This is a genomic window from Acinetobacter sp. Ag2, assembly GCF_001005515.1.
Classification (GTDB): Bacteria; Pseudomonadota; Gammaproteobacteria; order Pseudomonadales; family Moraxellaceae; genus Acinetobacter; species Acinetobacter bereziniae.
In genome coordinates this window covers 90,414-116,839 of the sequence record NZ_LBNA01000048.1, presented here as the reverse complement: position 1 = coordinate 116,839, position 26,426 = coordinate 90,414, and the positions used below count along the sequence as shown (strand labels likewise).

24 protein-coding genes and 3 tRNA genes are annotated in these 26,426 nt (G+C 39.5%); 13 read left to right on the top strand and 14 right to left on the bottom strand.

What is annotated here, in order from left to right; translation table 11 throughout:
- Positions 1 to 123 precede the first annotated feature (123 nt).
- Positions 124 to 2,067, bottom strand: a complete 1,944-nt coding sequence (acs, locus tag AAV97_RS10340; protein WP_046760503.1) for an acetate--CoA ligase — start codon at positions 2,065 to 2,067, stop codon at positions 124 to 126.
- Positions 2,068 to 2,360: 293 nt separating this feature from the next.
- Here acs and AAV97_RS10335 point away from each other — a divergent pair, with 293 nt between their 5' ends.
- A complete protein-coding gene (locus AAV97_RS10335; protein WP_046760514.1) occupies positions 2,361 to 2,942 on the top strand; it encodes a DUF805 domain-containing protein in 582 nt (193 codons plus the stop codon).
- 123 nt (positions 2,943 to 3,065) lie between these two features.
- The gene (locus AAV97_RS10330; protein WP_005034636.1) at positions 3,066 to 4,070 is read left to right on the top strand and encodes a mechanosensitive ion channel family protein; all 1,005 of its coding nucleotides are present in this window, start codon (positions 3,066 to 3,068) and stop codon (positions 4,068 to 4,070) included.
- On the opposite strand, the gene AAV97_RS10325 is transcribed toward AAV97_RS10330, so the two are convergent.
- The 5 genes from AAV97_RS10325 to prfB all read right to left on the bottom strand — a co-directional run bounded on the left by AAV97_RS10325 (position 4,053) and on the right by prfB (position 9,098).
- Positions 4,053 to 4,766: a 16S rRNA (uracil(1498)-N(3))-methyltransferase gene (locus tag AAV97_RS10325; RefSeq protein WP_046760502.1), complete on the bottom strand. Its 714-nt coding sequence runs from the start codon at positions 4,764 to 4,766 to the stop codon at positions 4,053 to 4,055. The genes AAV97_RS10330 and AAV97_RS10325 overlap by 18 nt on opposite strands.
- 70 nt (positions 4,767 to 4,836) lie before the next feature.
- Entirely contained in the window at positions 4,837 to 6,117 is a 1,281-nt protein-coding gene (locus AAV97_RS10320; protein ID WP_046760501.1) for a 3-deoxy-D-manno-octulosonic acid transferase, read from the bottom strand.
- A 350-nt stretch (positions 6,118 to 6,467) separates the two neighbouring features.
- Positions 6,468 to 7,526, bottom strand: a complete 1,059-nt coding sequence (locus AAV97_RS10315) for an alkene reductase (protein ID WP_005034642.1) — start codon at positions 7,524 to 7,526, stop codon at positions 6,468 to 6,470.
- Between the two features lie 36 nt (positions 7,527 to 7,562).
- Entirely contained in the window at positions 7,563 to 7,862 is a 300-nt protein-coding gene (locus AAV97_RS10310) for an ArsR/SmtB family transcription factor (protein ID WP_009585144.1), read from the bottom strand.
- Positions 7,863 to 8,002: 140 nt separating this feature from the next.
- A protein-coding gene (gene prfB, locus AAV97_RS10305; protein WP_155769253.1) for a peptide chain release factor 2 occupies positions 8,003 to 9,098 on the bottom strand; the annotation gives its coding sequence in 2 pieces (ribosomal slippage) (positions 8,003 to 9,025 and positions 9,027 to 9,098; 1,095 coding nt in all).
- 484 nt (positions 9,099 to 9,582) lie between these two features.
- Between prfB and AAV97_RS10300 the strand changes: the two genes are divergently transcribed.
- Entirely contained in the window at positions 9,583 to 10,350 is a 768-nt protein-coding gene (locus tag AAV97_RS10300) for a putative porin (protein WP_009585116.1), read from the top strand.
- Positions 10,351 to 10,433: 83 nt separating this feature from the next.
- Here AAV97_RS10300 and AAV97_RS10295 read toward each other — a convergent pair whose 3' ends face one another.
- The 4 genes from AAV97_RS10295 to AAV97_RS10280 form a co-directional block, all read right to left on the bottom strand.
- Positions 10,434 to 11,354: a restriction endonuclease gene (locus AAV97_RS10295; RefSeq protein WP_046760499.1), complete on the bottom strand. Its 921-nt coding sequence runs from the start codon at positions 11,352 to 11,354 to the stop codon at positions 10,434 to 10,436.
- A 269-nt stretch (positions 11,355 to 11,623) separates the two neighbouring features.
- Complete coding sequence (gene guaA, locus AAV97_RS10290) at positions 11,624 to 13,192, bottom strand: glutamine-hydrolyzing GMP synthase (RefSeq protein ID WP_004832057.1); 1,569 nt, start codon at positions 13,190 to 13,192, stop codon at positions 11,624 to 11,626.
- Between the two features lie 120 nt (positions 13,193 to 13,312).
- Positions 13,313 to 13,939, bottom strand: a complete 627-nt coding sequence (locus AAV97_RS10285; RefSeq protein WP_046760498.1) for a hypothetical protein — start codon at positions 13,937 to 13,939, stop codon at positions 13,313 to 13,315.
- A gap of 116 nt (positions 13,940 to 14,055) precedes the next feature.
- Complete coding sequence (locus AAV97_RS10280; RefSeq protein ID WP_009585111.1) at positions 14,056 to 14,472, bottom strand: DoxX family protein; 417 nt, start codon at positions 14,470 to 14,472, stop codon at positions 14,056 to 14,058.
- Between the two features lie 196 nt (positions 14,473 to 14,668).
- Here AAV97_RS10280 and AAV97_RS10275 point away from each other — a divergent pair, with 196 nt between their 5' ends.
- Positions 14,669 to 15,319 (top strand): DedA family protein, encoded by a 651-nt coding sequence (locus AAV97_RS10275; protein WP_046760497.1) that lies wholly within the window; start codon positions 14,669 to 14,671, stop codon positions 15,317 to 15,319.
- 72 nt (positions 15,320 to 15,391) lie between these two features.
- On the opposite strand, the gene AAV97_RS10270 is transcribed toward AAV97_RS10275, so the two are convergent.
- The 4 genes from AAV97_RS10270 to AAV97_RS10255 form a co-directional block, all read right to left on the bottom strand.
- Positions 15,392 to 15,805 (bottom strand): hypothetical protein, encoded by a 414-nt coding sequence (locus AAV97_RS10270; protein ID WP_046760496.1) that lies wholly within the window; start codon positions 15,803 to 15,805, stop codon positions 15,392 to 15,394.
- Positions 15,806 to 15,818: 13 nt separating this feature from the next.
- Complete coding sequence (locus AAV97_RS10265; RefSeq protein WP_005034655.1) at positions 15,819 to 16,655, bottom strand: ParA family protein; 837 nt, start codon at positions 16,653 to 16,655, stop codon at positions 15,819 to 15,821.
- 84 nt (positions 16,656 to 16,739) lie between these two features.
- Positions 16,740 to 17,132: a SirB2 family protein gene (locus tag AAV97_RS10260; RefSeq protein WP_046760495.1), complete on the bottom strand. Its 393-nt coding sequence runs from the start codon at positions 17,130 to 17,132 to the stop codon at positions 16,740 to 16,742.
- Between the two features lie 18 nt (positions 17,133 to 17,150).
- Complete coding sequence (locus tag AAV97_RS10255; RefSeq protein WP_004832071.1) at positions 17,151 to 17,459, bottom strand: BolA family protein; 309 nt, start codon at positions 17,457 to 17,459, stop codon at positions 17,151 to 17,153.
- A gap of 217 nt (positions 17,460 to 17,676) precedes the next feature.
- On the opposite strand from AAV97_RS10255, the gene AAV97_RS10250 reads away from it, so the two are divergent.
- From AAV97_RS10250 to AAV97_RS10205, 9 genes are all read left to right on the top strand, one after another.
- Positions 17,677 to 17,749, top strand: a tRNA-Gly gene (locus tag AAV97_RS10250).
- Positions 17,750 to 17,796: 47 nt separating this feature from the next.
- Positions 17,797 to 17,872 (top strand) — tRNA-Gly (locus AAV97_RS10245).
- Between the two features lie 45 nt (positions 17,873 to 17,917).
- A tRNA-Gly gene (locus AAV97_RS10240) sits at positions 17,918 to 17,993 on the top strand.
- Between the two features lie 891 nt (positions 17,994 to 18,884).
- Positions 18,885 to 19,637 (top strand): class II aldolase/adducin family protein, encoded by a 753-nt coding sequence (locus AAV97_RS10230; RefSeq protein WP_046760493.1) that lies wholly within the window; start codon positions 18,885 to 18,887, stop codon positions 19,635 to 19,637.
- Positions 19,638 to 19,643: 6 nt separating this feature from the next.
- Positions 19,644 to 20,555, top strand: a complete 912-nt coding sequence (locus AAV97_RS10225) for a C-terminal binding protein (RefSeq protein ID WP_046760492.1) — start codon at positions 19,644 to 19,646, stop codon at positions 20,553 to 20,555.
- Positions 20,556 to 20,576: 21 nt separating this feature from the next.
- Positions 20,577 to 22,088 carry a sodium:solute symporter gene (locus AAV97_RS10220; RefSeq protein WP_046760491.1) on the top strand — a complete coding sequence of 504 codons (1,512 nt, stop codon included), beginning with the start codon at positions 20,577 to 20,579 and terminating at the stop codon, positions 22,086 to 22,088.
- 40 nt (positions 22,089 to 22,128) lie between these two features.
- A complete protein-coding gene (gene speB, locus AAV97_RS10215; RefSeq protein ID WP_005034667.1) occupies positions 22,129 to 23,091 on the top strand; it encodes an agmatinase in 963 nt (320 codons plus the stop codon).
- Between the two features lie 737 nt (positions 23,092 to 23,828).
- Complete coding sequence (locus AAV97_RS10210) at positions 23,829 to 24,983, top strand: iron-containing alcohol dehydrogenase (RefSeq protein ID WP_046760490.1); 1,155 nt, start codon at positions 23,829 to 23,831, stop codon at positions 24,981 to 24,983.
- Between the two features lie 2 nt (positions 24,984 to 24,985).
- Complete coding sequence (locus AAV97_RS10205; RefSeq protein ID WP_228136535.1) at positions 24,986 to 26,422, top strand: sigma-54 interaction domain-containing protein; 1,437 nt, start codon at positions 24,986 to 24,988, stop codon at positions 26,420 to 26,422.
- Positions 26,423 to 26,426 lie beyond the last annotated feature (4 nt).

Below are 26,426 nucleotides of genomic sequence, written 5' to 3'. Positions count from 1 at the left end.
TGACCTTATCACAATGCTTGCGTTACTTATTCGATCCTTTGAAAATAACACTTAAAAAATACCGCCAGTATTGAGCTGACGGTATCAAACTTTAGCCTAACCAAAAGCTACTCGCGAGCTTGATCAAGTGTGAGCTTTGACTTCTGTAATCAATTGATCCACTACACTTGGATCCGCCAAAGTCGAAGTATCGCCTAAACTGTCTAATTCATTGGCAGCAATTTTTCTTAAAATCCGACGCATAATCTTACCTGAACGGGTCTTTGGTAAAGCTGGTGCCCAATAAATGGCATCTGGTGTTGCGACAGGTCCCAATACTTTACGAACCCAATTGACCAGTTCTTTACGCAATTCTTCTGTTTCAGCCTCGCCCGCTTGTAAGGTGACATAAGCTGCAATTCCTTGCCCCTTGATCTCATGGGGCATACCTACTACGGCAGATTCAGCAACTTTTTCATGCGCTACCAATGCACTTTCAATTTCAGCCGTACCTAAACGATGACCTGAAACATTCAATACATCATCGACGCGCCCAGTAATCCAGTAATAACCATCTTTATCCCGTCGTGCACCATCACCTGTGAAATAACTTCCAGGATAGGTTGAGAAATAGGCTTCAATAAATCGCTCAGGATCTCCCCAAATGGTGCGCATTTGCCCCGGCCAAGAATCTTTGATAATCAAGTTCCCTTCAGCTTCTCCTTGCAGTTCCTGACCTTCTGCATCAACCAGCGCAGGTTGTATTCCAAATAAAGGACGTGTTGCAGAACCTGGTTTTAGTGCAGTTGCGCCTGGCAATGGTGAAATTAAAATTCCGCCTGTTTCGGTTTGCCACCATGTATCGACAATCGGACAACGGCTTTCACCCACTACGGTATAATACCAATTCCAAGCTTCAGGATTTATTGGTTCACCTACTGAGCCCAATAAACGCAAACTACTGCGGTCACTCTCACGAACGAATGCATCACCCTCACGCATCATGGCGCGAATTGCTGTCGGTGCTGTATAAAGAATCGTAATATTATGCTTATCGACAATATGTCCAGTACGTGCCCAAGTTGGATATTGTGGAATCCCTTCAGACATTACTGTGGTAGTACCGTTAGAGAGTGGTCCATAAAGCACATAAGAATGCCCTGTAATCCATCCAACATCAGCAGTGCACCAAAACACATCATCTTGCTTAATATCAAATACTTCTCTAAAGGTTGAATTCACATAAGTCAGATAACCCCCTGTAGTATGTAAAACACCTTTCGGTTTTCCTGTGGAACCTGAAGTATATAAGATAAATAAAGGATCTTCGGCGTTCATGGCTTCTGGCGGGCAGATGTCTGTCACCGTCATAATTTCCATGTGATACCACAAATCACGTCCCTCTTTCATCTGAATAGGGTGCCCAGTACGATGGACGACAATCATTTTTTCAACAGAACTGGTCCCCGCAAAAGTCAAGGCAGCATCCACATTTTCTTTCAATGGAATAGTTTTTCCGCCACGCATTCCCTGATCAGCGGTAATGACTAATTTGGCTTGACTGTCATCAATTCGGCTGGCAAGAGAGTCAGGAGAGAATCCTCCAAAAACCACACAATGCACCGCTCCTATACGTGCACATGCCAACATCGCGATTGCAGCTTCGGGAATCATCGGCATATACAAAATGACCCGATCACCTTTGGTTATCCCATTTTTTTTCAATACATTGGCAAAACGACAGACTTCATCATGCAGCTCTTCAAAAGAAATAATTTTATGTCGTGATGGATGGTCACCTTCCCAGATGATTGCAGGTTTAAGTGGATGCTCTTTGAGGTGACGATCTAAACAGTTGGCACTGACATTCAATTCACCATCCGCAAACCATTCAATCTTAAAATGATCTTTGTCAAAACTGGTATTTTTAACTTGAGTAAATGGTTTGATCCAATCCAGTTTTTTTGCTGCTTCTGCCCAAAACTCGTCTGGATGCTCCACTGACTGTTGATAACGGTCAAAATACTCTTGTTCATTGGTTCTTGCGGTTTTTACAAATTGTTCTGGAACTGGATATATTTCGTTCATATTCTGCTTCCTTGATCTGTCATCTCATCACGAGATGTATGCCTACGTTATTGATTTTATTTGCTGCATGTGTTCAGTATTACGATAGCGCATTTTGATTAACAATTGTGCTTTGGTCGTAGACACAGGGGTCACTTTAACCATCGGAAAATGTTAAGTCATTTGCCAAAACATTCGAATTTTCAATATCTATGTCGCTTTTTTGATCTTATAATTTGTGGTGATAAGTGCATATGGTTTTTTTCAGAAAAAAACATTTCCTTACTGAATTTCTTCAACTGGACACAATCATCATGCAAACACAAGAATCCTCTTCATTTTTCTCAAAACAGGTCATACCACAAACTGATCATCCACTATCGATACACGGTCGTTTTAATCGTTTGAGTTATATTGCTTGGTTCGGGATCTTACAGCTGTTTTTTACTTTTGCACTGTTGAGTCTAAGTGTGATGCTGGGAATTTTGAATTTGGATTCAATGCATTTCAGCCAACATGCCATCCATTCTCTTTCTACACTCAGTCAAATGAGTTATATCTTATTGAGCTGCACATATTTATATTTCATGTTCGTGGTGGTGATTCGTCGACTTCATGATCGCAATAAATCAGGTTGGTGGATAGTGCTGTGTTTGATTCCAATCATACAGTTTTTTATGGCATTTTATTTGCTCTTTGCACGTGGTTGCATCAAAGCCAACCGTTTCGGTCATCCCCGCCCATCTGCATTCATTGAAAAATTACTCGCTTGGTTGATGATCATTAGTTTTGTGATTGGATTATTTGCATCCACCAGTATCGTGTCTTTTATGGTAGGTACAGGAGAAATTGGCAGTCCCCCTACGATCATTCAAAAGAGTACTGAATATTTTTAAAGCGGATTGACTTTGCAATCAACTTTATCAATGCTGGTAAAATTCTCATCAATATTATTTTATTTTTCGGTTATACGAAAAACTGTAATCAAGGCTTAACTTCTTTAAAATTTCAGGCAAAATATGCCAATTATTTTATTGGACATCATTGTGGCTGAAGATGCAAATGCATTGAGTACCGTTGCGCAAGACACGACTCAATTGATTAGTTCTGCAGGTGAAAAAACTGCGCAAACGGTAATTCAACATACCGAAAAATATAAAGATGCATACACAACCATTGATAAATTTGTAGATGGTTTTTGGGAGCGTATGCCTTATTTATGTATTGCGTTGATTGTCATCACCATTTTTTGGTTATTGTCTAAGCTGTTTAAATTCTTTGTTCGTCGAACACTCGAAAATCGTACCTATACACGCCAAAATTTAGTTTTAGTATTGAACCGTGTAGGCAGTACAGCGATTATATTTTTTGGTTTTTTAATTGCCATGGTCATCGCAATTCCTGGTTTTACGCCCGGTCAATTGATGAGTGCCTTGGGGATTGGTTCGGTTGCGATTGGTTTCGCCTTTAAAGATATTTTCCAAAATCTACTTTCAGGTATTTTAATTCTTTTAGGTGAACCGTTTAAAATTGGCGATGACATTATCGTAAATAACATGGAAGGTACAGTTGAAGATATTCAAATCCGTGCGACCTTCTTACGTTCACCAGATGGTCGCCGTATTGTGATTCCAAACGCAACGGTTTATACCAGCGCAGTCACGGTCAATACGGCTTATCAGCGTCGTCGCTGTGAATTTGTAGTCGGTATTGGCTATGAAGATGATGTACAAAAGGCGAAGGATATTATCCTTAAATTACTGGATAAAGATCAGCGTATCCTGAGCCAACCGGGCTTTACAGTTAATGTATCTGCTTTAGCTGATTTCTCAGTCAATTTAACAGTTCGTTGGTGGGTAGACACCACTCAGGTTGTCACTGCTGCATCGATCAGTCAAATTCAAGAAAATGTACTTGAAGCCTTTGCAGAAAATAATATTTCTATCCCTTACCCAGTTCAGGAAGTCAAAGTATATCGTGGCGATCCATCTAGCGATGATCTCGAATCAGCTCGTGCTAAATAAGCGTCCAATGACATAAGGAATCGCAGTTTCAGTACGAAGAATGCGGTTGCCTAAGCTAACAGCTTGGCAACCGTTTTTAATGAGTAAATCAATTTCATAGGGAATAAAACCGCCCTCTGGACCAATAATTACAGTACATGCATGTTCAATCGCAAAAGGCATCTGCTGTTCGATATAAGGATGTGCCACATAAGCTGGGCTGTGTCCGTGAATCAACTGTGGTAAAACATCTTCCACAAAGGGCTTAAAGCGTTTATATAATTCTATTTTTGGGGCAATGGTATCCCCAGCTTGCTCCAACCCCAACGTTATGTAGTGTTCAAGTTGTTGTAAAAAAGGCGTTTGCCAATAGCTTTTATCGACGCGATAACTATGTATAAGTATAATTTGCTGCACGCCCATTGTGACTGCATCCATAATCAAACGCCGCAATACTTTCGGACGTGGTAGAGCGACAATCAAAGTCATGGGTAATTTTGCAGGAATGACTTCTTTTTGAATCGGTCTAATTAAAATCTCTTGTTCAGAAATAGCAATGATTTCCGTTAAATAGCGATCTCCATCTCGAACACCTACTTTCAATGTATCCCCAACCTTGACTGCGAGATGGCGATGTAAATGTTCAAGTTGTCGATTGGAACTGATTTTCCAAATATCGGACTGCGTTTGACGAGGGTCGAGAAGAACAATGTTCATAATAAAGTCTGGTTCATTTGGCTTGATGCATTGCAGCTTTTACAACAGCGGATTTCACAACAATACCGAATTATAGATAGCGATCAATCACGGCAATATGTTTCTGTAAAGAACCTTTATTACGGTTCAATACTTCAACCGCATGCTGACTCAACAGTTGGGCAAAATCCTGATCTTCCAAGCAGCGAACCAATAGCGCAACAACCTCATCGACTGTTTGTCCAACCTTTACAGCATTCGCTTGTAAAAACTCATCCACGATCGCCTGAAAATTAAAATAACGTGGTCCAATCACAGTAGGAACATCTAAAACCATTGGTTCCAAAATATTATGACCACCCCCCGGTTCATTTAATGAGCCACCAACAAAACACGCTTGGCTCAAGGCATACCACAACCACATTTCGCCCATGCTATCGGCTAAATAAACTTGCGTATCCGTTTGGATTGTCTGTTCTAAACTACGACGGTGAGTGATTAAATCTAAGTTTTGCGCTGTCGAAAAAACATCATCAAAGCGTTCGGGATGACGGGGTACAACGATCAATACCCAGTCTGGATAACGTTCTAAGTATGGCTTAAATGCCATCAGTAGTTTTTCTTCTTCAGGTGCATGCGTGCTGGCGATGGTTATAATTTTTCGATCACTCAAATGCCAATCATGTTGAAGCTGCTCAGCCTGTTGTAAAAATTGCACTGGTGCAGAAATATCGAATTTAATACTTCCAACCACTTCTGTTTTAACTTGCTGAATACCTAAATCAACAAAACGCTGTTGAGTTGCCCGATCCTGTGCCAATAAATAATCCATTTTTTGTAGCATCGGTAAAGTCAGACTTGGTGCTTTGGCATAACCTTTGGCTGACTTTTCTGAAAGTCTGGCATTGACCAAAATGCACGGTACTTTAAATTGTTGGCTTTGATCAATCAGATTAGGCCAAAGTTCTGTTTCAACTAAAATCAGCAGTTTTGGCTGGTATTTTTGATAAAAATCAGTAATCAGATGCTTCTGATCCGCAGGTAAATATACCGCTTGAAAAAGCGACTGATACGGTGCTTTTAAAAATAATGATTTTGAGCGCGCTTGTCCTGTTTTTGTTGTATTGGTCACTAAAACAGCGTGACCTGCTTTTAGATAATGCTCAATTAACGGTTGTGCTGCATTGGTTTCACCTACAGAGACACAGTGAAACCAAATTGCATGTTGATTTTTTACTGATTGAAATGGACCAAAACGTTCGAGACATTCTTGTTGGTATTCCGCCATATTTTGTGCACGCTTTTTAATTCGCCAACGATACAAAGGTTTGACGATTGCAAGTGCTGCGTTATACCAGAAAGGAGTAGCCAAACAGAATGCCTCTATACAAATCAATGGGCAAATATAACAGAGCATTATTCAGTTGTTAATGAATAATATTTAACGATTTGTTGTCACGGCACTGGAAAACTTTTTGCTAAAGCCAAGAGATGTAATCCATTAGTACAAAAGCATGCTTTGTTTAGCTAATCAGAAATGAAATCTGATCGAAATTTTATGGGTTGAAGCATAGATATTTATACTACAACCCAATCTGATCTTTTGCGATTGCGATATGAACGAGATCCTATGATGCAAAGCTTTGCATATTTTAGCTACATGAAGTCAGCTACATACGCTCTAGTAAAAAAATCGTTTTAGCACATAAAACAACAATGCGATTAAGCTAAAGCTGGATAATCAATATAGCCTTCTGCTGTTTGCGAACCAATCATATTTTCAAACACCAATTCATTCAAAGGTGCATCCTGAACCAGGCGCTCAAACAAATCAGGGTTGGCAATATACGCCTTACCAAATGACACAGCATCTGCCTGACCAGATGCTAGTAATTGAATCGCATCTTCACGACTTAAACGCATATTGGCAATATACGGTACGCCACCTGAACGCTGCTTCATATATTGACTGATACTGTCTTCAGCCAAATACTCACGGGTAAAGAAAAATGCAATTTTACGCTGACCAAGTTGCTCAAGTGCATAACCAAAAGTTTCACGTGGATCAGCATCACCCATATCATGTTCATCGCCACGCGGTGCGAGATGCACACCAACACGACCTGCGCCCCATACTTCGATTAAAGCGTCTACTACTTCGAGTAAAAAGCGGGCGCGATTTTCTACCGAACCACCATATTCATCCTCACGATGATTGGTTGAACTTTGTAAGAATTGATCGATCAAATAACCATTGGCTGCATGTAATTCCACACCATCAAAACCTGCTTGTTTGGCTTTGATTGCAGCTTGTTTATATTGTTCCGTAATGCTGTGAATTTCAGAAATTTCTAAAGTACGTGGAATCACATAGTCACGTTTAGGACGTAGTAGACTGACCTGACCTGCTTGCTGAATCGAACTCGCAGATACAGGGGTTTCACCATTGAGTAAATCTGGATGTGAAACACGACCAACATGCCATAACTGCGCCACAATTAACCCACCTCGATCATGCACTGCTTGAGTCACAGGTTTCCATCCTGCTACCTGTGCTTCAGTAAATAATCCAGGGGTATTGAGATAGCCATTGGCTTCTTCTGAAATGACAGTAGCTTCAGAAATGATTAAACCTGCACTAGCACGTTGTGCATAGTATTCAACCATCATTGCTGTAGGTACACGATCAGCGGTGGCACGGCTACGCGTTAATGGAGCCATCACCACACGATTTTTGAGATGTAAATCGCCAAGTACAAGGGGAGAATTGAGTTCAGCCATATTTGCCTCATCACTCGCTGTCCCAAATTTGAGACCTTAAAGCGAGTTTTGTAGATAATCAATATATTGCTGAATGAGCGCTTCATTGCGTGAAAAGTATGACCACTGACCATATTTTTCTGCCTGAATTAATCCTGACTGTTGTAAAACAGACAAATGATTTGACATGGTAGATTGAGAGACATTACCGAGTCTTTCGATATTCCCTGCACACACACCACGCCCAAAGCCACCGCACTGCTCTTCTGACAAATATTGTTGTGGGTTTTTAAGCCACTCCAAAATCTGACGTCGAGTCGGATTCGCCAATGCTTTAGAAATTAAATCAATATCCATCTTAGACACATTCAATTCAGAGCAAAGCTCCATTCAGCATCTTTGCATTTAATATATCGCATTTTTTCGATTTTAATATCGATTTTTTTAGATATATTTCAAAAATACAGATAAAGCTTTGCTTTTGTTAAAATTTTAAATTAAAGACCTTGTTTTAAACTGGCTTCAATAAATTTATCCAGATCACCATCCAATACTGCACCGGTATTTGAGTTTTCTACGCCTGTACGTAAGTCTTTAATACGAGAGTCATCCAATACATATGAACGAATCTGACTTCCCCAACCGATATCCGATTTGGAATCTTCAAGCGCTTGAGCTGCCTCATTACGTTTACTCATTTCCAATTCGTATAATTTGGCACGTAATTGTTTCCAAGCATGGTCACGGTTGGCATGTTGTGAACGTTGGTTCTGACAAGCCACCACAATTCCTGTTGGTGCATGAGTTAAACGGACGGCTGAGTCTGTTTTGTTAATGTGCTGACCACCCGCACCTGATGCACGGTAGGTATCTGTACGCACGTCAGCAGGATTAATATCAATTTCAATATTATCGTCAACTTCAGGTGAAACAAATACCGCTGAGAATGAGGTGTGACGTCGGTTACCAGAGTCAAATGGTGACTTACGGACTAAACGGTGCACACCTGATTCGGTACGTAACCAACCATATGCATACTCACCTTCTACACGGATTGTTGCTGATTTGATACCCGCAATATCACCATCAGATTCTTCCATCAACTCTGCTTTAAAGCCATGACGTTCAATCCAACGCATATACATACGTAACAGCATAGAAGCCCAATCTTGCGCTTCGGTACCACCAGAACCTGCTTGGATTTCTACATAGCAAGGATTCGGATCCATTGGATTACTAAACATACGACGGAATTCAAGTTTTGCCAACTCTTCTTCAGCCGAGCTCAATTCAGCTTGTACATCAGCCAATAAGCTTTCATCATCTGCTTCAACTGCTAGATCAAGCATAGCTTGGGCATCATCTAACTGCGTTGCCAAACCTTCTAATACATTGATGACGTTTTCAAGCTCGCCTTTTTCTTTCGCCATAGCTTGTGCACGGCTTTGATCATTCCAGATCGCAGGATCTTCTAACTCGCGGAGAACCTCTTCTAAACGCTCTTTCTTTAGATCGTAGTCAAAGATACCCCCGTAGTGTTAGACCACGGTCATTTAAGTCTTTTAGCTGAACTAGATAAGGATTAATTTCCACGAGTTTTAATCTCACATTTGACGTCTTTTAATTCGCAGGCATTCTACCACAGAGTACAAAAAGTTGAGATATGGCTTTTTATAGTTCCATATAAAGCTCAATAATGCTCTTCAAACATGAGGGAAATAAATTAATCTTCACAATCTCTTTAATCACTTTGTAACCGTCGATTATGGTGTTCAAAAATGATACTACTGATAAATTAATTAAGAGCTCGTTAATGCCTACATACTTTTTTATTACAAAGTATGTCCATCACTTACCCAAAGCCTACCAATATCCACATTATCTACACAGTTTTAATAAAACAAAACACAATATTTAAGTCATATTTATCATATATTTAATATTAATTATTTACATATACTCACTATTGTTACAGTCTCGTTACCATCACATGGTTGACGATTTTTGAATTTAACCTAGACTCAAAATTGTAACTAAACATGTATAAATCAATTCTTCTTCATAGGGGGCAAATTCCATGAAAAAATTAGCAATTGCATCTGCAATCTTTTCCGTAGCCGCTTTAACTGGCACTGCACATGCTTACCAAGCAGAAGTAGGTGGTTCTTATACTTATAATGATTGGGACAACTCTGATGCTACTCATAACTTCGGTGTAGATGGTACTTATTACTTTAAACCAGTACAAACACGTAACTCACCGTTGAATGAAGCTGCATTTTTAGATCGTGCAAGTAATGTAAAAGCCAATGTAGAATATGCAAAAAACAGCGGTGTAAAAGACAGCCAATACGGTGCTGGTCTTGAATACTTCGTACCAAACTCTGACTTCTATGTAAGTGGTCGTATTGGTCGTGACGAACATGAAGTCGATCGTACAGACATCGACAATAAAGTAACAACTTACGGTGCTGAAGTGGGTTATTTACCTGCACCAGGTTTATTACTTGCTTTGGGTGTAACGGGTTATGACGTTAAAAACGGTGATGACGGCGCAGACCCAACTGTACGTGCTAAATATGTAACTAAAGTGGGTCAATATGATGCTAACTTTGAAGCATTTGGCGCATTCGGTGATTTAGACGAATATAAAGTACGTGGTGACTTATATTTAGATAAAACTTTAAGTGTTGGTGCTGATTACTATAACAATGATCTTACGAAACGTGATGAATGGGGTATTTCTGCGAAGAAATTCTTCAATCAAAACGTAAGCTTAGAAGGTCGTGTTGGTTTCGGTGATGACTACAACACTTATGGCGTTCGTGCGGGATACCGTTTCTAAGTTAAAATCCAAGATGACATTAAAAGCCAGTCACTTGACTGGCTTTTTTGTGTTTGTTTAATACTGTTAATTATATTTAGTACTTAAAAGTTGTCTTCATCAAAACGATCTTGATCTATCTTATAAATATAAAAACTTCTTTCAATCTGAACACCTAAACCGAATTCAATCATTAATGATGTCAATTTATCACCATCAATTAAAACAATTCCGGATTTCTTTGCAGACTCAATAGCCTCTCGGCTAAAACTTGATGTAGTAATAAATACCCCCTTTTTGGCAACTTGATCTGCTAAAGCGCCTTTGAATTGTTGAATATCTGGTCGCCCAACAGTATTCTCCCAACGTTTGGCTTGAACATAAATTTTGTCTAGACCTAAGCGGTCCTCGCTTATAATCCCGTCAATCCCTCCATCACTTGTTTTACCAATTGCTTGAGCCGCATCTTGATGTGAACCGCCATATCCCATTGCAACAAGTAAATCGACAACTAATCTTTCAAAAAATTGAGGTGAGTTATTTTTAACCAAAGTAAGTAGATCTATTTTTAAATCATTCTTTAATAGGTTAGATTGTTGAGTGATTATTTCTGGCGGAGTCAACTCGTCCGAACTTAAATTTATTTCCTCAACATTCTCTTTTCTTAGTTCTTTTTGAGCTTTTAAATTTACTTTTCTAAACTCATTAAATGAATCAAATTGAGATAGATATTTACGATCTAGTTTTTTAAGATTTTTAAGATCTATGCCTCTACCGAGATTAGACAACTTAAAATGCGCTCTTTGTGGATAATCAATAAATCCTGCTTTTTTTAAATATGTCTTTGCCCATTGTAATCTATAAAAAATAACATTCCGCCCATCTTCCATTGTTTCATTTATTTCTTCTTCTGAACAATGTAATTCAAGAATGAGTGCGTCATATGCTTCTTTTAAGCTATAAGTCACATCATTTAGCTGCATAACTTTAAGTAATGGCAACATCAAATCGTAGTGGGTATACATAATTACTCTAATACATTTTTCATTTTTTTAATTATATTAAAAAAAGCGCCTAAGCGCTCTTTTTAAAAGTCATTTCTCGAACCCACTAAAAGCATAGCCCTTGGCATAAAATCAACAAGAAGCTTTGCTTTTAGAAAGCTCCTGCTGCCGCGAGCACAGCACTTGGCGTAATTCAGGCAAGAAGCTTCGCTTTTAGAAAGCCCCTGCTGCCGCGGGCACAGCCCTTAGCGTAATTCAGGCAAGAAGCTTCGCTTCTTGAAACCCCTGAATTACTCCCATTCAATTGTTGCTGGTGGCTTAGAGGATACGTCATAAACAACACGAGAAACATCTTTAATTTCATTCATGATACGTGTCGAGATTTTATCCACCAACTCATACGGCAAGTGAGCAAAACGAGCCGTCATAAAGTCAACAGTTTCAACCGCACGCAGCGCAATGACCCAAGCATAACGACGACCGTCACCCACCACACCCACTGATTTGACAGGTTGGAATACAGCGAAAGCTTGCGCAGTTTTGTCATACCAACCACTTGCACGAAGCTCTTGCATAAAGATGTCATCTGCAAGGCGAAGAATATCAGCATATTCTTTCTTCACTTCACCCAGAATACGAACACCTAAACCTGGACCTGGGAATGGGTGACGATACAGCATTTCATGTGGTAAGCCTAAAGTTGTGCCTAAACGACGCACTTCATCTTTAAACAAATCACGAATTGGCTCAACCAACTCGAATGCCAAGTCTTCTGGCAAACCACCTACGTTATGGTGTGATTTAATCACATGCGCCTTACCATTTTTAGTTGCCGCAGACTCAATCACGTCAGGATAAATCGTACCTTGCGCAAGGAAGTTTACACCATCAAGTTTACGTGCTTCTTCTGCAAATACTTCGATGAATTCACGACCAATAATTTTACGTTTTTTCTCTGGATCAACTTCACCTGCAAGCGCAGATAAGAAGCGATTTTCAGCATCCGCACGAATCACACGAATACCCATGTTTTTCGCGAACATATCCATCACTTGCTGACCTTCATTTAAACGAAGTAAACCGTTGTCAACAAATACACATGTCAATTGATCACCAATTGCTTTATGAAGCAATGCAGCAACAACTGAAGAATCCACACCACCAGAAAGACCTAAAAGAACTTTTTGATCACCAATTTGCTCACGTAATTGTTCAACACGTAAGTCGATGATATTTTCAGAGTTCCAAAGATTACGGCAACCACAGATTCCATGTACGAAGTTAGACAATAACTCAGCACCTTTAGCGGTATGAGTAACTTCTGGGTGGAATTGCACACCATAAAAACGACGAGTTTCATCACTCACCGCTGCAAACGGGCAACTTGGTGTACTTGCAGTCACTTTAAAGCCTTCAGGGATTGCTGAAACTTTATCGCCATGGCTCATCCAGACATTGAGTTTGTCTTCGCCATCGTTTAAATCGCCAAGCAGTTGGTCACGAACCAAGACATCAACGGCAGCATAACCAAACTCATGTACTGTACCTGGTTCTACTTTACCGCCAAGCTGTTCAGACATGGTTTGTAAACCATAGCAAATACCCAATACAGGTACGCCTAACTCGAATACACATTTTGGCGCACGTGGACTACCTTCCTCATGCACACTCTCTGGACCACCCGACAAGATAATACCATTTGGATTAAAGGCACGAATGTCTTCTTCAGACATATCAAAAGCATACATTTCAGAATATACACCAGCTTCACGTACACGGCGTGCAATAAGCTGGCTATATTGAGAACCGAAATCCAAGATAAGGATACGATCTTCAGTAATTTGAGTATTGGTAGTCATGAGTCAACAACTATGCAGGCAAACGAATATAAGCGCCATATTCTATCATTTTTATAAGCTGTACGCACTCCATTCAAGCAAGTTCGCAATCTTTCTAAAAAATCATTTTAAATAATCAACTTATAGATTCATTTTCCGTTTAATGATTTCGATCAATTCGGTTGGTGTCATACATCGATTTAAAAAACTTTCTAAACAACCTTCATTCGTCACTTCTCTAAAAAAAACCTCATGATCTGTGCCGAATAGGGTGGGATTTTCAGGACAGGGATCTGAGGCACAAATATATAAATGATCAGGAAAACTATAGCGGTAAAATAGTTGTAAAAGCTCAGGTTTTGGATTTTGAGTCAGTTGGATGATTGCGTTGAGATCAACGTTATCGTCTAAAAAGTCATCATTCCATTCTTTAAAATCAGCCGTGCCTTCTTTATAAGGAGTAAAGAGTATGGGTTGCCAAAAGCTTTGCCCTCGTCCTTCTTCAGTCAGTTGATAATATTCTTGAATCAGTTGAGTGAAAAAGGCATCAGGATTTTTATCGAGTTCGGCTTGATGTTGATCGATATATTCACCTAGACCATAAATAGGTTCTTGATCATCCGCTGTTGCCCAAGGCGTATCTTGAGGTCGTTCATATAAAACGCTATTGAAACGAATAGCGCATAAGTCATCTATCCACGATACTCCTTTGATCTGGTCAATATTACCACCAAGCGCTTGTATTCTTTCTAAGATTTCTTTTTTCATTGTGCAAGCTTAAATAAGGTCTTTGACATAGCATAAACCGATTCATTTGTTTGAATAAACCAAAATCAAAACACAAAAAAGCCAGAGATTGATCTGGCTTGTTTGCATGTTCAGTTTTATTTTTCAATGGCATGATCAATACTGAAACGCCCTGCTCCATGAAGCATTAAGAAAAATAGACCACCCGCCATTGCAAAGTTTTTCATAAAGTTAATTGCATCTGTTTCACCACCGTGGAATAAGAAAGCCGTAATCAAACTAAAAACACCTAAACCAAATGCAGCAAATCGTGCTTGAAAACCAAATAACAACGCTAAACCACCACCAAACTCAACCAAAATTGTTAAAGGCAACATTGCACCCGGTACACCCATAGATTCCATATAACCGACTGTTGCACTATATGCTGTGATTTTTCCCCAGCCTGCCACAAGGAAAATATAAGCCATTAAGATTCGAGCAACCAATGCAATGAATGCATTCGTACTTGGCTGATTTACAATATTTTTAACTACAACATTTGGATTAAACATGAGAACACCTAAATTTGTATTTCGTTTTGAAGATGGATATATATTAGTCAGTAAAAATTTTCAGATCGATACCTAAATTTTAAACTTATCGTTTCAAATTAAGAACAATGATAAATTTAAATATTTACTTTTTAATACTGACTTTCATAACTCACACTGCTAGGATTTGTGCACCAATTCGCATAGTTTTTGCCTTATGGATCTGATTGATTTTATTTTGCATATAGATGAGCACCTTTTTGAATTTATTAAAAATTACGGTGTTTGGGTATATGGAATCTTATTCCTGATTATTTTCGTTGAAACAGGTCTAGTGGTCATGCCCTTTTTACCTGGGGACAGCTTACTCTTTGCAGCGGGTGCTTTAGCTGCATCTACAGGTGCAATGGATCCAACCGTTTTAATTGTACTGTTATTTATTGCCGCCGTTCTTGGTGATACTTTAAATTACCATATTGGCAAGTATATTGGTCCACGTGTTTTCGAAATTGATTCAAAATTTATCAATAAAGAACATTTGCTTAAAACCTCACAGTTTTTCGAAAAGCATGGTGGAAAAACCATTATTTTTGCTCGTTTTATTCCTTTTGCCCGTACATTTGCGCCCTTTGTGGCAGGTGCAGGAAGTATGAATTATAAATACTTTCTCACTTATAATGTTGTTGGTGGAATTTGCTGGGTCGGTTCTTTTGTTACTGCTGGTTATTTATTTGGAAATATTCAATTTATTAAAGACCATTTTACTCATTTGATTTTTTTAATTATTATTTTAAGCGTACTCCCTGGCATCATTGGCTATATCCGTAATAAGTTTTTTAACAAACATAAACTGCCAGACAATGAATAAATGACTCGCAAAAGATTCATATAACAACACAGCCGATTTTTAAATCGGCTGTGTTGCTTCTGTTTAAAGTGTTTATTTTTTTACTTGCTGACGTTTAGGCACATAAGGACAGTTTTTAAATTGAGCTGCTTGTGAAAGCGCATCTTGCTCACCATAGAGGCGAGATAGTTCAGTATTTTTGGTGTTTGAAGATTGTCCCAGATTCACCGAGATACTTGGACCAATTCCCCAACCCCAGCCACCGCTGCCCCAACCACCACCAACACCTAAACCAACTCCAACACCTGTGCGTTTTGCTGATTGAACGCCATTATTGATATATTGTTGAATGCGGTTAAATTCTGTTGCCAGTTGCATACAGTTCATGGATTGATACTGCGTTGGTGACACATAGGTCGGCTTCACCGTCGTCGCACATGCAGATACAAGTACCGTCGTTAAGGTAACAACAGCTAATTTAGCAGAAGTCATTTTTAATGATTTCATTACAATCTCGAAATTATTTTTTATCAATCTCATTGAACAATGATTGATAGGCTTGAGTCAATTTATGATCTGTAGCCAAATGAATTAATGGTAGATTTTTATGATGTGACTCTTTCATTAACACGGATGGTGGCAACATATTTTCTAAAACAGGCAAGCCTTCATCTTTGAGTTGCTGGACCACTTCACGCGGTAATTTGGCTTGTGCCTGATATTGATTCACCACAATACCTTCAATTTCAAGGCGATCATTATGGTCATCTTGTGTTTCAATAACATTTTCAATCAAAGTTTGTAATGCTCGTTTTGAGAATACATCACAATCAAATGGAATCAATACGCGATCTGCCGAAATCAACGCAGACAAGGTAAAGAAGTTAAATGCCGGAGGTGTATCAATATAAATACGCTCATATTGATCAGACAAAGTTTGAATAGCATCACGCAGTTTATAAATCTTATGCTTTGATTCTAAAGCATGCTCTAATTCACCCAAACTCGGACTCGCTGGCAATACATCTAAATCTTTAAAGGGTGAGCGATGAATGTATTGTTCAAAGCCCTTATTCTTTGTTTTGAGAAGTGTGCCCAGTGCATTACCAATCAGACCTTTTTGCTGATTATTCCCCAGCACATCATTAAAGAAGTTTTCAATATTGGGTTCTAAAGCTGTCTTTTCCGCAGAATAGGTTGCATCGTCGCCTAACAAATATTGGCTTGAGTTCGCTTGAGGATCTAAGTCGATCACCAGTGTTTTAAAACCTTGATAGGCACTAATGGCTGCGAGATTTACGGTAATACTTGATTTCCCTACACCGCCCTTTTGGTTAAACACCACACGAGTCAACATATCAATCCCCAATATCTCATTATTTTTAAACGTGTATACAGTTTAACCTAGACCTTATCCAAGTGTGAAATTCATGTCTGACAATCAACTAAAAACTGGTTTAATCATCACCAAGCTTAAGGTTGCAATCAACGCTACTGCTCCAATCACCATACCTGCACGGCGTTGAACCAAAAGCACCGAATCATCTTTTTTATAGGCTTTAATTTGTGATGAAAGAAAGACCATAAACAGCATGACTTTGGCATAAAACCACGGTTGTACTTTGAAATCATTAATGATTAACAAAGTGATGCCTGTGAGCACAATGATTGTCAATGAAAGATGCTGAAAGGCAACCAAGGCAACACGTCCTTTTGGACTTGGTTGTTGACCTTGCGTACCTACAAATAAAGTCACTGCACGTAAAATAAAAACCAGTATGAGTAAGACCACACTGCTCATGTGAATAATTTTAACGAATAGGTGTATATCCATCTTAAATCGTCCTAAGTCTTATGACTTAGGTGCATGTGCACATTCAGGGCTTGCAGGTGCTTGACCTTGCCATTCACTTGGGATGTAGGCATGAATCGCCAAAGCATGAATTTTTCCAGGGCTAAGGAGTTCTTGAGCCACTGCATAGACCTTTTGATGACGCTGTACCAAACGTAACCCAGCAAATTGCTCACTGACGATCACCACTTTAAAGTGTGATTCTTTACCCGGAAAATATCCACCATGACCCGAAGACTCATTGATCACTTCTAAATGAGATGGCTCAAGTTGATTTAACTGTTCAATCAATTGCTGTTCTAAACTCATGCGCTTTCCTTTTAGAGATGCCAACGGGTAGATTCCATAGTATAGCGGATTCTTGATACTTCTCCGTGACTAAAGCTCGACTTTTACAACCAGATTAGAATGTTTTAAATTGAATTTTGAATTTTTTTCATAAAAATGTCTTTATTTTATGCAATTAACCGTGAACCTTGCAGAAAAATCTTGACCCTATCATTTGTTGATGTATTATACACCGCATGCGGGAATAGCTCAGTTGGTAGAGCATAACCTTGCCAAGGTTGGGGTCGGGAGTTCGAGTCTCCTTTCCCGCTCAAAATTTTTTTATTCAGTTTTTTATTTAAAAAATTGGACAGACTCCGCGGGAATAGCTCAGTTGGTAGAGCATAACCTTGCCAAGGTTGGGGTCGGGAGTTCGAGTCTCCTTTCCCGCTCCAAAATTTTTTTATTCAGTTTTTTATTTAAAAAATTGGACAGACTCCGCGGGAATAGCTCAGTTGGTAGAGCATAACCTTGCCAAGGTTGGGGTCGGGAGTTCGAGTCTCCTTTCCCGCTCCAAATTCAAAAAGCCCTAATCGAAAGATCGGGGCTTTTTTATTGATTCTATTCAAAGTTTATTAAGTTATATCGTCAAACCGTTTAATTTCTCATACAGTAATGAAAGAATATTTGAAATAATCAATCCATAGAATCTACTAACAATTCCCTGCACTTACGTTTAACCCATATCTACGATTCTCTATTGGTTTAAATCAAGACTATTTCAATTAAAGCTCGATCATGAATTTTTGAGGGTCTACGAGGACATATACGCTTTTAACTCCAATACGTTTTCTCCAGCTTAAAATAGTATTTTTTATGAATTTCAAATTAAGTAACAACGACTCGAATAGAAAAACTTCCATCACACTTGGCTAAAACTGTCCATCTAAAATGTTCTGAATAACCTATAAAATCTAAGGTCTTAGATTTTATCTGTTTGACTACATTTCATTGTCAAAGTTGATTGGTTTCCAAGTCTCAATCAACCAGATAGATGTTGAGATGACATCTTTGCAGTCACCTGCATCAACAATGTTAATCTTATTTTTCAAGCTCTATTTTTTCTTTAAATACTGTCATATGCAGACTAAGCAAGCCAATAATTATTTTTCAGCAAGTGATTTGATTGGCTCCTTTGAGTTTTATCAAATTGGCTCTCGTTTGTCATTCATCTACGCGACATAGTAGAAACAGGAAATTCGTGTAGAGCGCGAGCCGAATTTAATATAACTGGCACAGTAGTTATTACATTAGAGCTGATATTTATATTAGACCTCTTGCGTTAGTCAAAATTTGAGCAGGGATAAGCTTGGATTTATAAGATATTGCATAAAGCCTAATGAGCACAAAACTACTTTCAAAAGCGCTCTAGTGTTCGAAAAATAAAGACAAATTGAAGGAATAAAGATGATCATTGACCCAACGAAAATCATTGATGATGAAACCACGTTACGGCGTGATTTGGCTGCTGCCTATCGTTTGGCTGCCATGTTTGGTTGGGAGGACACTTTATATACTCATTTTTCAGCTCGCCTCCCTAGTGAAGGGGAACCACGCTTTCTGATTAATCCATTTGGTCTAATGTTTGATGAGGTGTGTGCCAGTGATCTGATTGTGGTTGATTTACAAGGTAAAGTCATATCAGGACACTCTCCGTATAATCCAGCAGGATTTACTATTCATAGTGCCGTACACATGGCAAGAGAAGATGCACATTGTGTTATCCATACCCATACATTAGCAGGTATGGCAGTGGCTGCCAGTGAACAGGGGTTGTTGCCACTCAATCAGATCAGTCTTGAATATTACAATCGGGTTGGTTATCACGATTATGAAGGCGTCGCTTTTAATCTAGATGAGCGTAGTCGCCTCCAGACATCACTAGGCAATAATAGTGCCTTGATTCTACGTAGTCACGGTTTGTTATCAGTTGGAGCAACCGTTGCTGATGCTTTTCAGATCATGTACTACCTGAACCGTGCTTGTGAAATACAATTGGCCGCAAGTCAATTGGCAATACTTGGGCAGGTGCGACAGGTCGAACCTGCTTTATGTCAACATGTGAGTCAGCAATTTCAAGGTGTAGAACATGAGCGTCAAATTGTTTGGCAGGCGTGGTTACGTAAACTAGATCGTATAGATCCGTCATATAAGGATTAATCGAACATGGCAAGAATTGCTATTACCGATACAGGGGGACTTGACTTTACCCCAGGTATTGCTGTGTTGGATGCGGCTGGACATGACACGATTTTGCTTCATGAAGGAGAAGGTTTGCTTACACACTTGGCTGATTTGGAAGGGCTGATTGTCAGTTTTTGCCGTATTGATGCAAGTGTAATTGCAGCAGCCCCATTGTTGAAAGTAATTGTGACCACCACGACAGGGCTAGACCAGATTGACATGCATGCTGCAAAAGCAGCGGGCATTGCTGTTTTTTCACTGCCTAGTCCAGCCACTGAGGAGGTCGCAACACATGCATTGGCAGGCATACTGACGTTGTTAAGAGAAATTCCTGCTGCACGTGAGGCATCAAAGTGTTGGGATTTTAAAAAAATTCCAGCACCTCCACGAATCAGTGAACTCACACTTGCTGTTTACGGTATGGGGCGTATTGCTAGAGCATTGGTCACACTTGCCCTGCCATTATTTGGACGTGTTGTTGCCTATGATCCATATATACCCACTGAGGCATGGCCTATAACGGTTGGACGTGTTGATTCACTCAATGATCTTTTTCAGATTGCAGATGTGCTGACCTTACATGCGCCAGCTACATTGGAGAATCATCATATTGTGAATACGCGCACGATTGAGTTAATGCCTCAAGGTGCGTCGATCATTAATGTTGCACGTGGTGAATTGGTGGATACACAAGCACTCATTGCAGCTGTTCAGTCTGGAAGACTGCGTGGCGCATTTCTTGATGTCGTTGATCCAGAGCCTCCTGAAGCAGATGACCCTGTACTGCATGAACCAAGGATTGTGGTAACACCTCATTCAGCTTTTTTTAGTAAAGAAACTGAACTGGCTTATGTCATGCTTGCTGTTGAAAATCTACAGCAAATATTTGAATAAAAAAAGAAAAGGAAAATTTCTATGGGTATTGATATTGCGATTGTTGTTTTTTATCTTGTTGTAATGCTGATATTTGGCTTTTTAGGAAAAGCAAGGACCAAGAACAGTAGTGATTTTTTGGTCGCAGGTCGTCGTCTTGGTTTTGGGCTATATACAGGTACTATGGCGGCGGTCGTACTTGGCGGTGCATCCACCGTTGGTGGAGTTGGTCTTGGTTACAAGTTTGGTATTTCTGGTATGTGGCTCGTGGTCGCCATTGCTATTGGCATAATTTTGCTCAGCCTGTTTTTTGCCAGCCCAATCCAACGATTGCGCGTGTTTACGGTTGCCCAGATGCTACAATTACGATATGGCATTAATGGGACTGCGGCATCTGGTATTGTGATGGTGTTATACACACTAATGCTGACAGTCACCTCAACAATTGCATATGCAACCATCTTTAATGTGCTATTCGGTACGCCACAGTGGATTTCTGTGATGATTGGTGCTGTCATTGTCATGCTTTACTCTTCGATTGGCGGGATGTGGTCAATCACATTAACTGACATGGTGCAGTTCGTGCTTAAGACGATTGGCATATTTGTTTTATTGCTGCCATTTGCTTGGACTCAGGCTGGGGGTTACGATGGCATTATGGCAAAGCTAGGTCCAACAACTGGTGCGGCACATTTTGATATGGGTACCATAGGTATCGACACAATCATCACTTATTTTGTGATTTATTCGTTTGGTATGTTGATTGGTCAGGATATTTGGCAGCGTGTGTTCACAGCCCAGTCACCTAAAGTCGCTCGTTGGGGTGGTACTGTAGCAGGGGTTTATTGCTTGCTGTATGGGGTTGCTGGGGCTTTGATCGGGGTTGCAGCTTCTGTTTTGTTGCCAGATATTTCCGCGAAGAGCGATGTTTTTGCAGCTGTTGCTGAGAAGGTATTGCCTGTAGGATTATCGGGAATTGTACTAGCTGCGGCTCTCGCTGCGATGATGTCTACAGCTTCTGGCGCCTTAATTGCTTGTGCCACTGTGTCCAGAGCTGATGTGATGCCATTTTTTGGTCATTTGATGGGTCGAAAAAGTGAGTCTGGCGAGATTAATCCTGAACATGATATACGTGCCAATCGATTATATATCATTGGACTGGGCATGATTGCGACTATTATTTCAATGATGGTAAGTGATGTGGTGACTGCATTAACCATTGCCTATGATATTCTTGTGGGTGGTTTGCTCGTTGCAATTCTTGGTGGGTTTATATGGCAAAGAGCGACTGGGATTGGCGCCTTGGCTTCTATGGCTGTAGGTACGGTAGTGACACTTGCGACAATGATCTTTACCAATATATTGGCCAATGAACCAATCTATTTTGGTCTGCTGTCGAGTTTGGTGACCTATGTTGTAGTGAGCCTGATGAGCAAGCCTACCCCTGCTGAGGTGCTGAATACATGGCAAGACCGATTATCAGGTCGAGAGATTGCTATTTCAGATGATCTAATGAATGCAACAGAATCAATAAAAGTAGAACAAAAGCATTGAGCATTACCACCATATTAAAAATCATCATTGGAGTAAAAAAATGAGCAATAAACCATTTAACCAGCCTTTAAGTGGCAATGAAATGCCGCGTTGTGGCGGGATAGCCACAATGATGCGTTTGCCTATGCAAGTGAATGGTGAAGGGCTAGATGTGGCTTTCGTCGGTATTCCGTTTGATATAGGCACCTCTAATCGTCCTGGCTCCCGTCTGGGACCACGACAAATTCGTGATGAATCACGAATGTTGCGCCCTTATAACGTTAATACCTTTGCTGCTCCTTTTGAAAGTTTACAAGTGGCAGATATTGGTGATGTGCCAATCAATACGTTTAACCTGCTGAAAAGCATAGATATCATTGAGTCATTTTATCAAGAAAACATTCTAAAATACGACTGCAAACCAATCACCTTGGGTGGTGATCATACCATTGTATTGCCTATCTTGCGTGCTATTAGCAAAAAGTATGGACCAGTGGCAGTTGTACATATCGATGCACATGCTGATGTGAATGACGAAATGTTTGGTGAAAAAATTGCACATGGCACACCATTTAGGCGCGCCGTGGAAGAAGGCTTGTTAATCAACGACAAAGTATTTCAGATTGGATTACGTGGCACTGGCTATAGCGCTGATGAATTCAAGTGGTCTATTGATCAAGGCTTTACTGTTATTCCAGCTGATCAATGCTGGTATAAATCATTAGCACCAGTAATGGAAAAGATTCGTGCCAAAATTGGTGATAGTCCATTGTATTTAAGCTTCGATATAGATGGTATTGATCCTGCATATGCCCCAGGTACAGGAACTGTTGAAATTGCAGGACTAACCGTTCCACAATCATTGGAAATTATTCGTGGTTTGAAAGGTTGCCAGCTGGTTGGAGCTGATTTAGTGGAAGTCTCTCCTCCCTATGATCCATTTGGTTCAACGGCAGTACTGGCAGCTAATTTGGCATTTGAGATGCTGTGTGTATTTCCTGGTGTCAAATATGATGGATTGTAGGCTAAGCCGATTCACTTGAGTTCGGCATATTTACCATAGAGTTGTACTGTGAATGTTCAATCTGATGCGAGTTTTTAACTGATCATTCACTGTTTCAATCAAACCTCTTTTACTCAGCAATTGTTTTTTGTTCTATGTGAGTTGGAATCTTTTTTATATTTCTCCCTGCGATAGTTAATAGTTTTAGACCTCTTGCTGCCAAAACTTTTGTTTTAAGTGTACTCAAATAATCTTAGTCTCGCCATCAATTTTAGTCTCGCCGTCAATTTTACCGACCTAATTTTGGCCACACCAAATACTTGACAATAGTTCACTCAGTCAACGATGTCCTTTCTTTTATACAAAAACCGAGAATTACTTTTAGCTCAAAGGAGAGAGCCAATTGCGCAGTTTGCTCGTAGAGCATGTATTGTTACAGTTACAGCAAGAAACAAGGGGCGCATTACAGCAACTGTATGACAAGCGTCGACTTATTTAGTCAAACTAATTCAGCGTTATTTGAGTAAATTTTTTCTTCTGAATTCGATGGAGACCCTGGTCTACATCTGGCGATGCAATTACCCAACAAATGCGATGACAGAAAAATTGATGATCAATTTATGATATTTTTCATAAATAATGAAAAATATCATATAAAATCTTTTATAAAAAATTTAAGATATTGATTTATATAATTAAAAATAATTGGCACAGCAATTGCTTAAAACACAAAAATTGTACTTCTTAATGGAATAAAGATGCCGATTCATACATTCAAGTCTGCACATAAATTAGTGACTGGCTTTAATGCATCCAAACAGTTAGCCAAATACTGCCATGATTTAAATATGTCTAAAGTTTTAATATTGACTGATCATGGCATCTTAAATTCAGGTTCATTAACACCCATTACTAATCTTTTACAACAACAGCATATTGAATTTTCGATTTACGCTGACATTACGCCTGAGCCTGAAATTGAAGTGGTTTTGCAATCCAAAAAATTCTTTGAGCAAGATCAATATAATGGCGTGATCGCAATTGGCGGTGGAAGTGTTATTGATACCGCAAAATGTATTGCAATTTATGGCAACAATCATGAGCCTTTGGAAAGCTTTTTTGGCGAAAACAAAGTCAGTCAAAAAGGTCTTCCTCTGATTGTATTGCCGACTACCGCAGGAACAGGTTCAGAAGTCACGAATATTGCCATTCTTTCTGACTCTAAAAACCAAATTAAAAAAGGCATCGTGAGTGACTTTTTACTCCCAGATGTTGCAATTGTCGCACCTGAAATGACGTTAAGCTGTCCAGCACATATTACGGCTGCCAGTGGTGTGGATGCTTTGGTTCATGCAATTGAATCATTTATTTCTGTCAATGCTTCACCGTTAACAGATGCTTTAGCGATTCAGGCAATGAAATTAATTATCAATGCCTTACCCAAAGCCTATGCCAATCCAGATGACTTACAAGCCCATGAAGATATGGCAAATGCCAGCTTAATGGCAGGTTTGTCCTTTGGTAATGCTGGCGTTGGTGCAGTGCATGCACTCGCATATCCTTTAGGTGGGCGTTTCCATATGGCACATGGTGTCAGTAATGCCTTATTGTTGCCTTTCGTCATGGAATACAACCGCATCGCCTGTTTGGACAAATTTAAAGTGATTGCTGAATGCTTTAATGAACCGACAACAGGGCTGAATGATCTTCAAATTGCCGATCGTGTGATTAGCCGTTTACATAATATTTGTGAGATGGTCAATATTCCAAAAGGTCTTCGAAATTTCAATATTCCTGAGTCAGTGATTCCAGAACTGGCTGCGGAAGCGATTAAAGTCGAAAGATTACTCCGCAATAATCCTCGACGTTTAACACAGCAAGAAATCGAAAACATTTATTATGAAGCTTATTAATAATGAATGAGTTTCTTGCCATGACTTGGGTCAATCTTCTTGCAAACAATTCTAAAGATGCAGATATTTCTTATCAAATATTAACATCCATCATGAATGCCTTAGATGACGGTGTATATATCACCGATCATCTGGGAACAACTTTATTTGTTAATGATGCCTATTTAAAGCTGACGCATTTAAATCGAGAAGATTTAATCGATCATCCGATCCAAGACTTGGTCAATCAAGGTGTTTTTTCACGTTCAGTCTCTATGGACGTGATTCAAACTCATCAAAAAACCACCATTTTACAGTCCTTACAAAATCATACTGAACTGCTGGTCACAGGACATCCTGTATTTGATCAGGAAAATCAACTCATTGCAGTCATCACGTCAGTTCGTGATATTACTGTTCTACTTCAAGCACAAAAAGATCAAAAAGAACTCGAAGATATTCGCAATACACAAAAGAAATATTCAACACGCAAGCTGAATGACAACTATCTGACCAACTTAAGCGACAGTACCAATAAGACCTTCAATCGAGCGAAACGTATCGCACATTCAGATATTAAAATTCTCATTCAGGGCAACACAGGTACAGGGAAAACTGTACTGGCACGTTTTATTCATAAAAACAGCCCACGAAAAGATCAGCCCTTCTTAGAAATTAACTGTGCCACCATGCCAGATGGTTTACTGGAATCTGAATTATTTGGCTATGTGCCTGGTGCTTTTACAGGTGCCTTGCAAAAAGGTAAAAAAGGTTTATTTGAAGTCGTCAACGGCGGTACTTTATTTTTGGATGAAGTTGGCGACTTACCTTTGGCACTGCAAGCAAAATTACTCAAAGTTATTGAAGATAATCGTTTTATTCCAGTCGGTGGTTTTGAATATGTCTACACTGATGTTCGTATTATCTCTGCAACGCATCACGATTTATTAAAACTGGTTGAGCAAGGCAAATTTAGACGAGATCTTTATTACCGCCTTTGTGTCACCTCATTAAAATTAGAAGATTTAAAAAATCGTATCTCTGAAATTGAACCATTGTTAGAACTGTATTTGGCAAATTTCAATAAGAAATATCACACCAACAAACGCTACTCGGCAGAAGTGATCGAATTGGTAAAAGCCTATTCATGGCCAGGAAACATTCGAGAGCTGACTAATTTTGTTGAGCAAACTGTTGTACTGAGCGAGTCGTCCACCATTTTGCCCCAAGATATTCCTGAAGATATACAGTGCGCTTTACATGGTGAATCCCAGTTCAATACGCCCCTTTCGAACTCAGAAGAAAACCTTAAAAAACAAGTAGATGATTTTGAATTCAAGATTATTTCTCACGCCCTTGCCGTGTTTAAAACCACACAAAAGGCAGCCCAAGCTTTAGGTATTGACCAATCAACATTGGTTAAAAAACGACAGCGTTATCAGCAACTTTATCAAGAGTAAACCA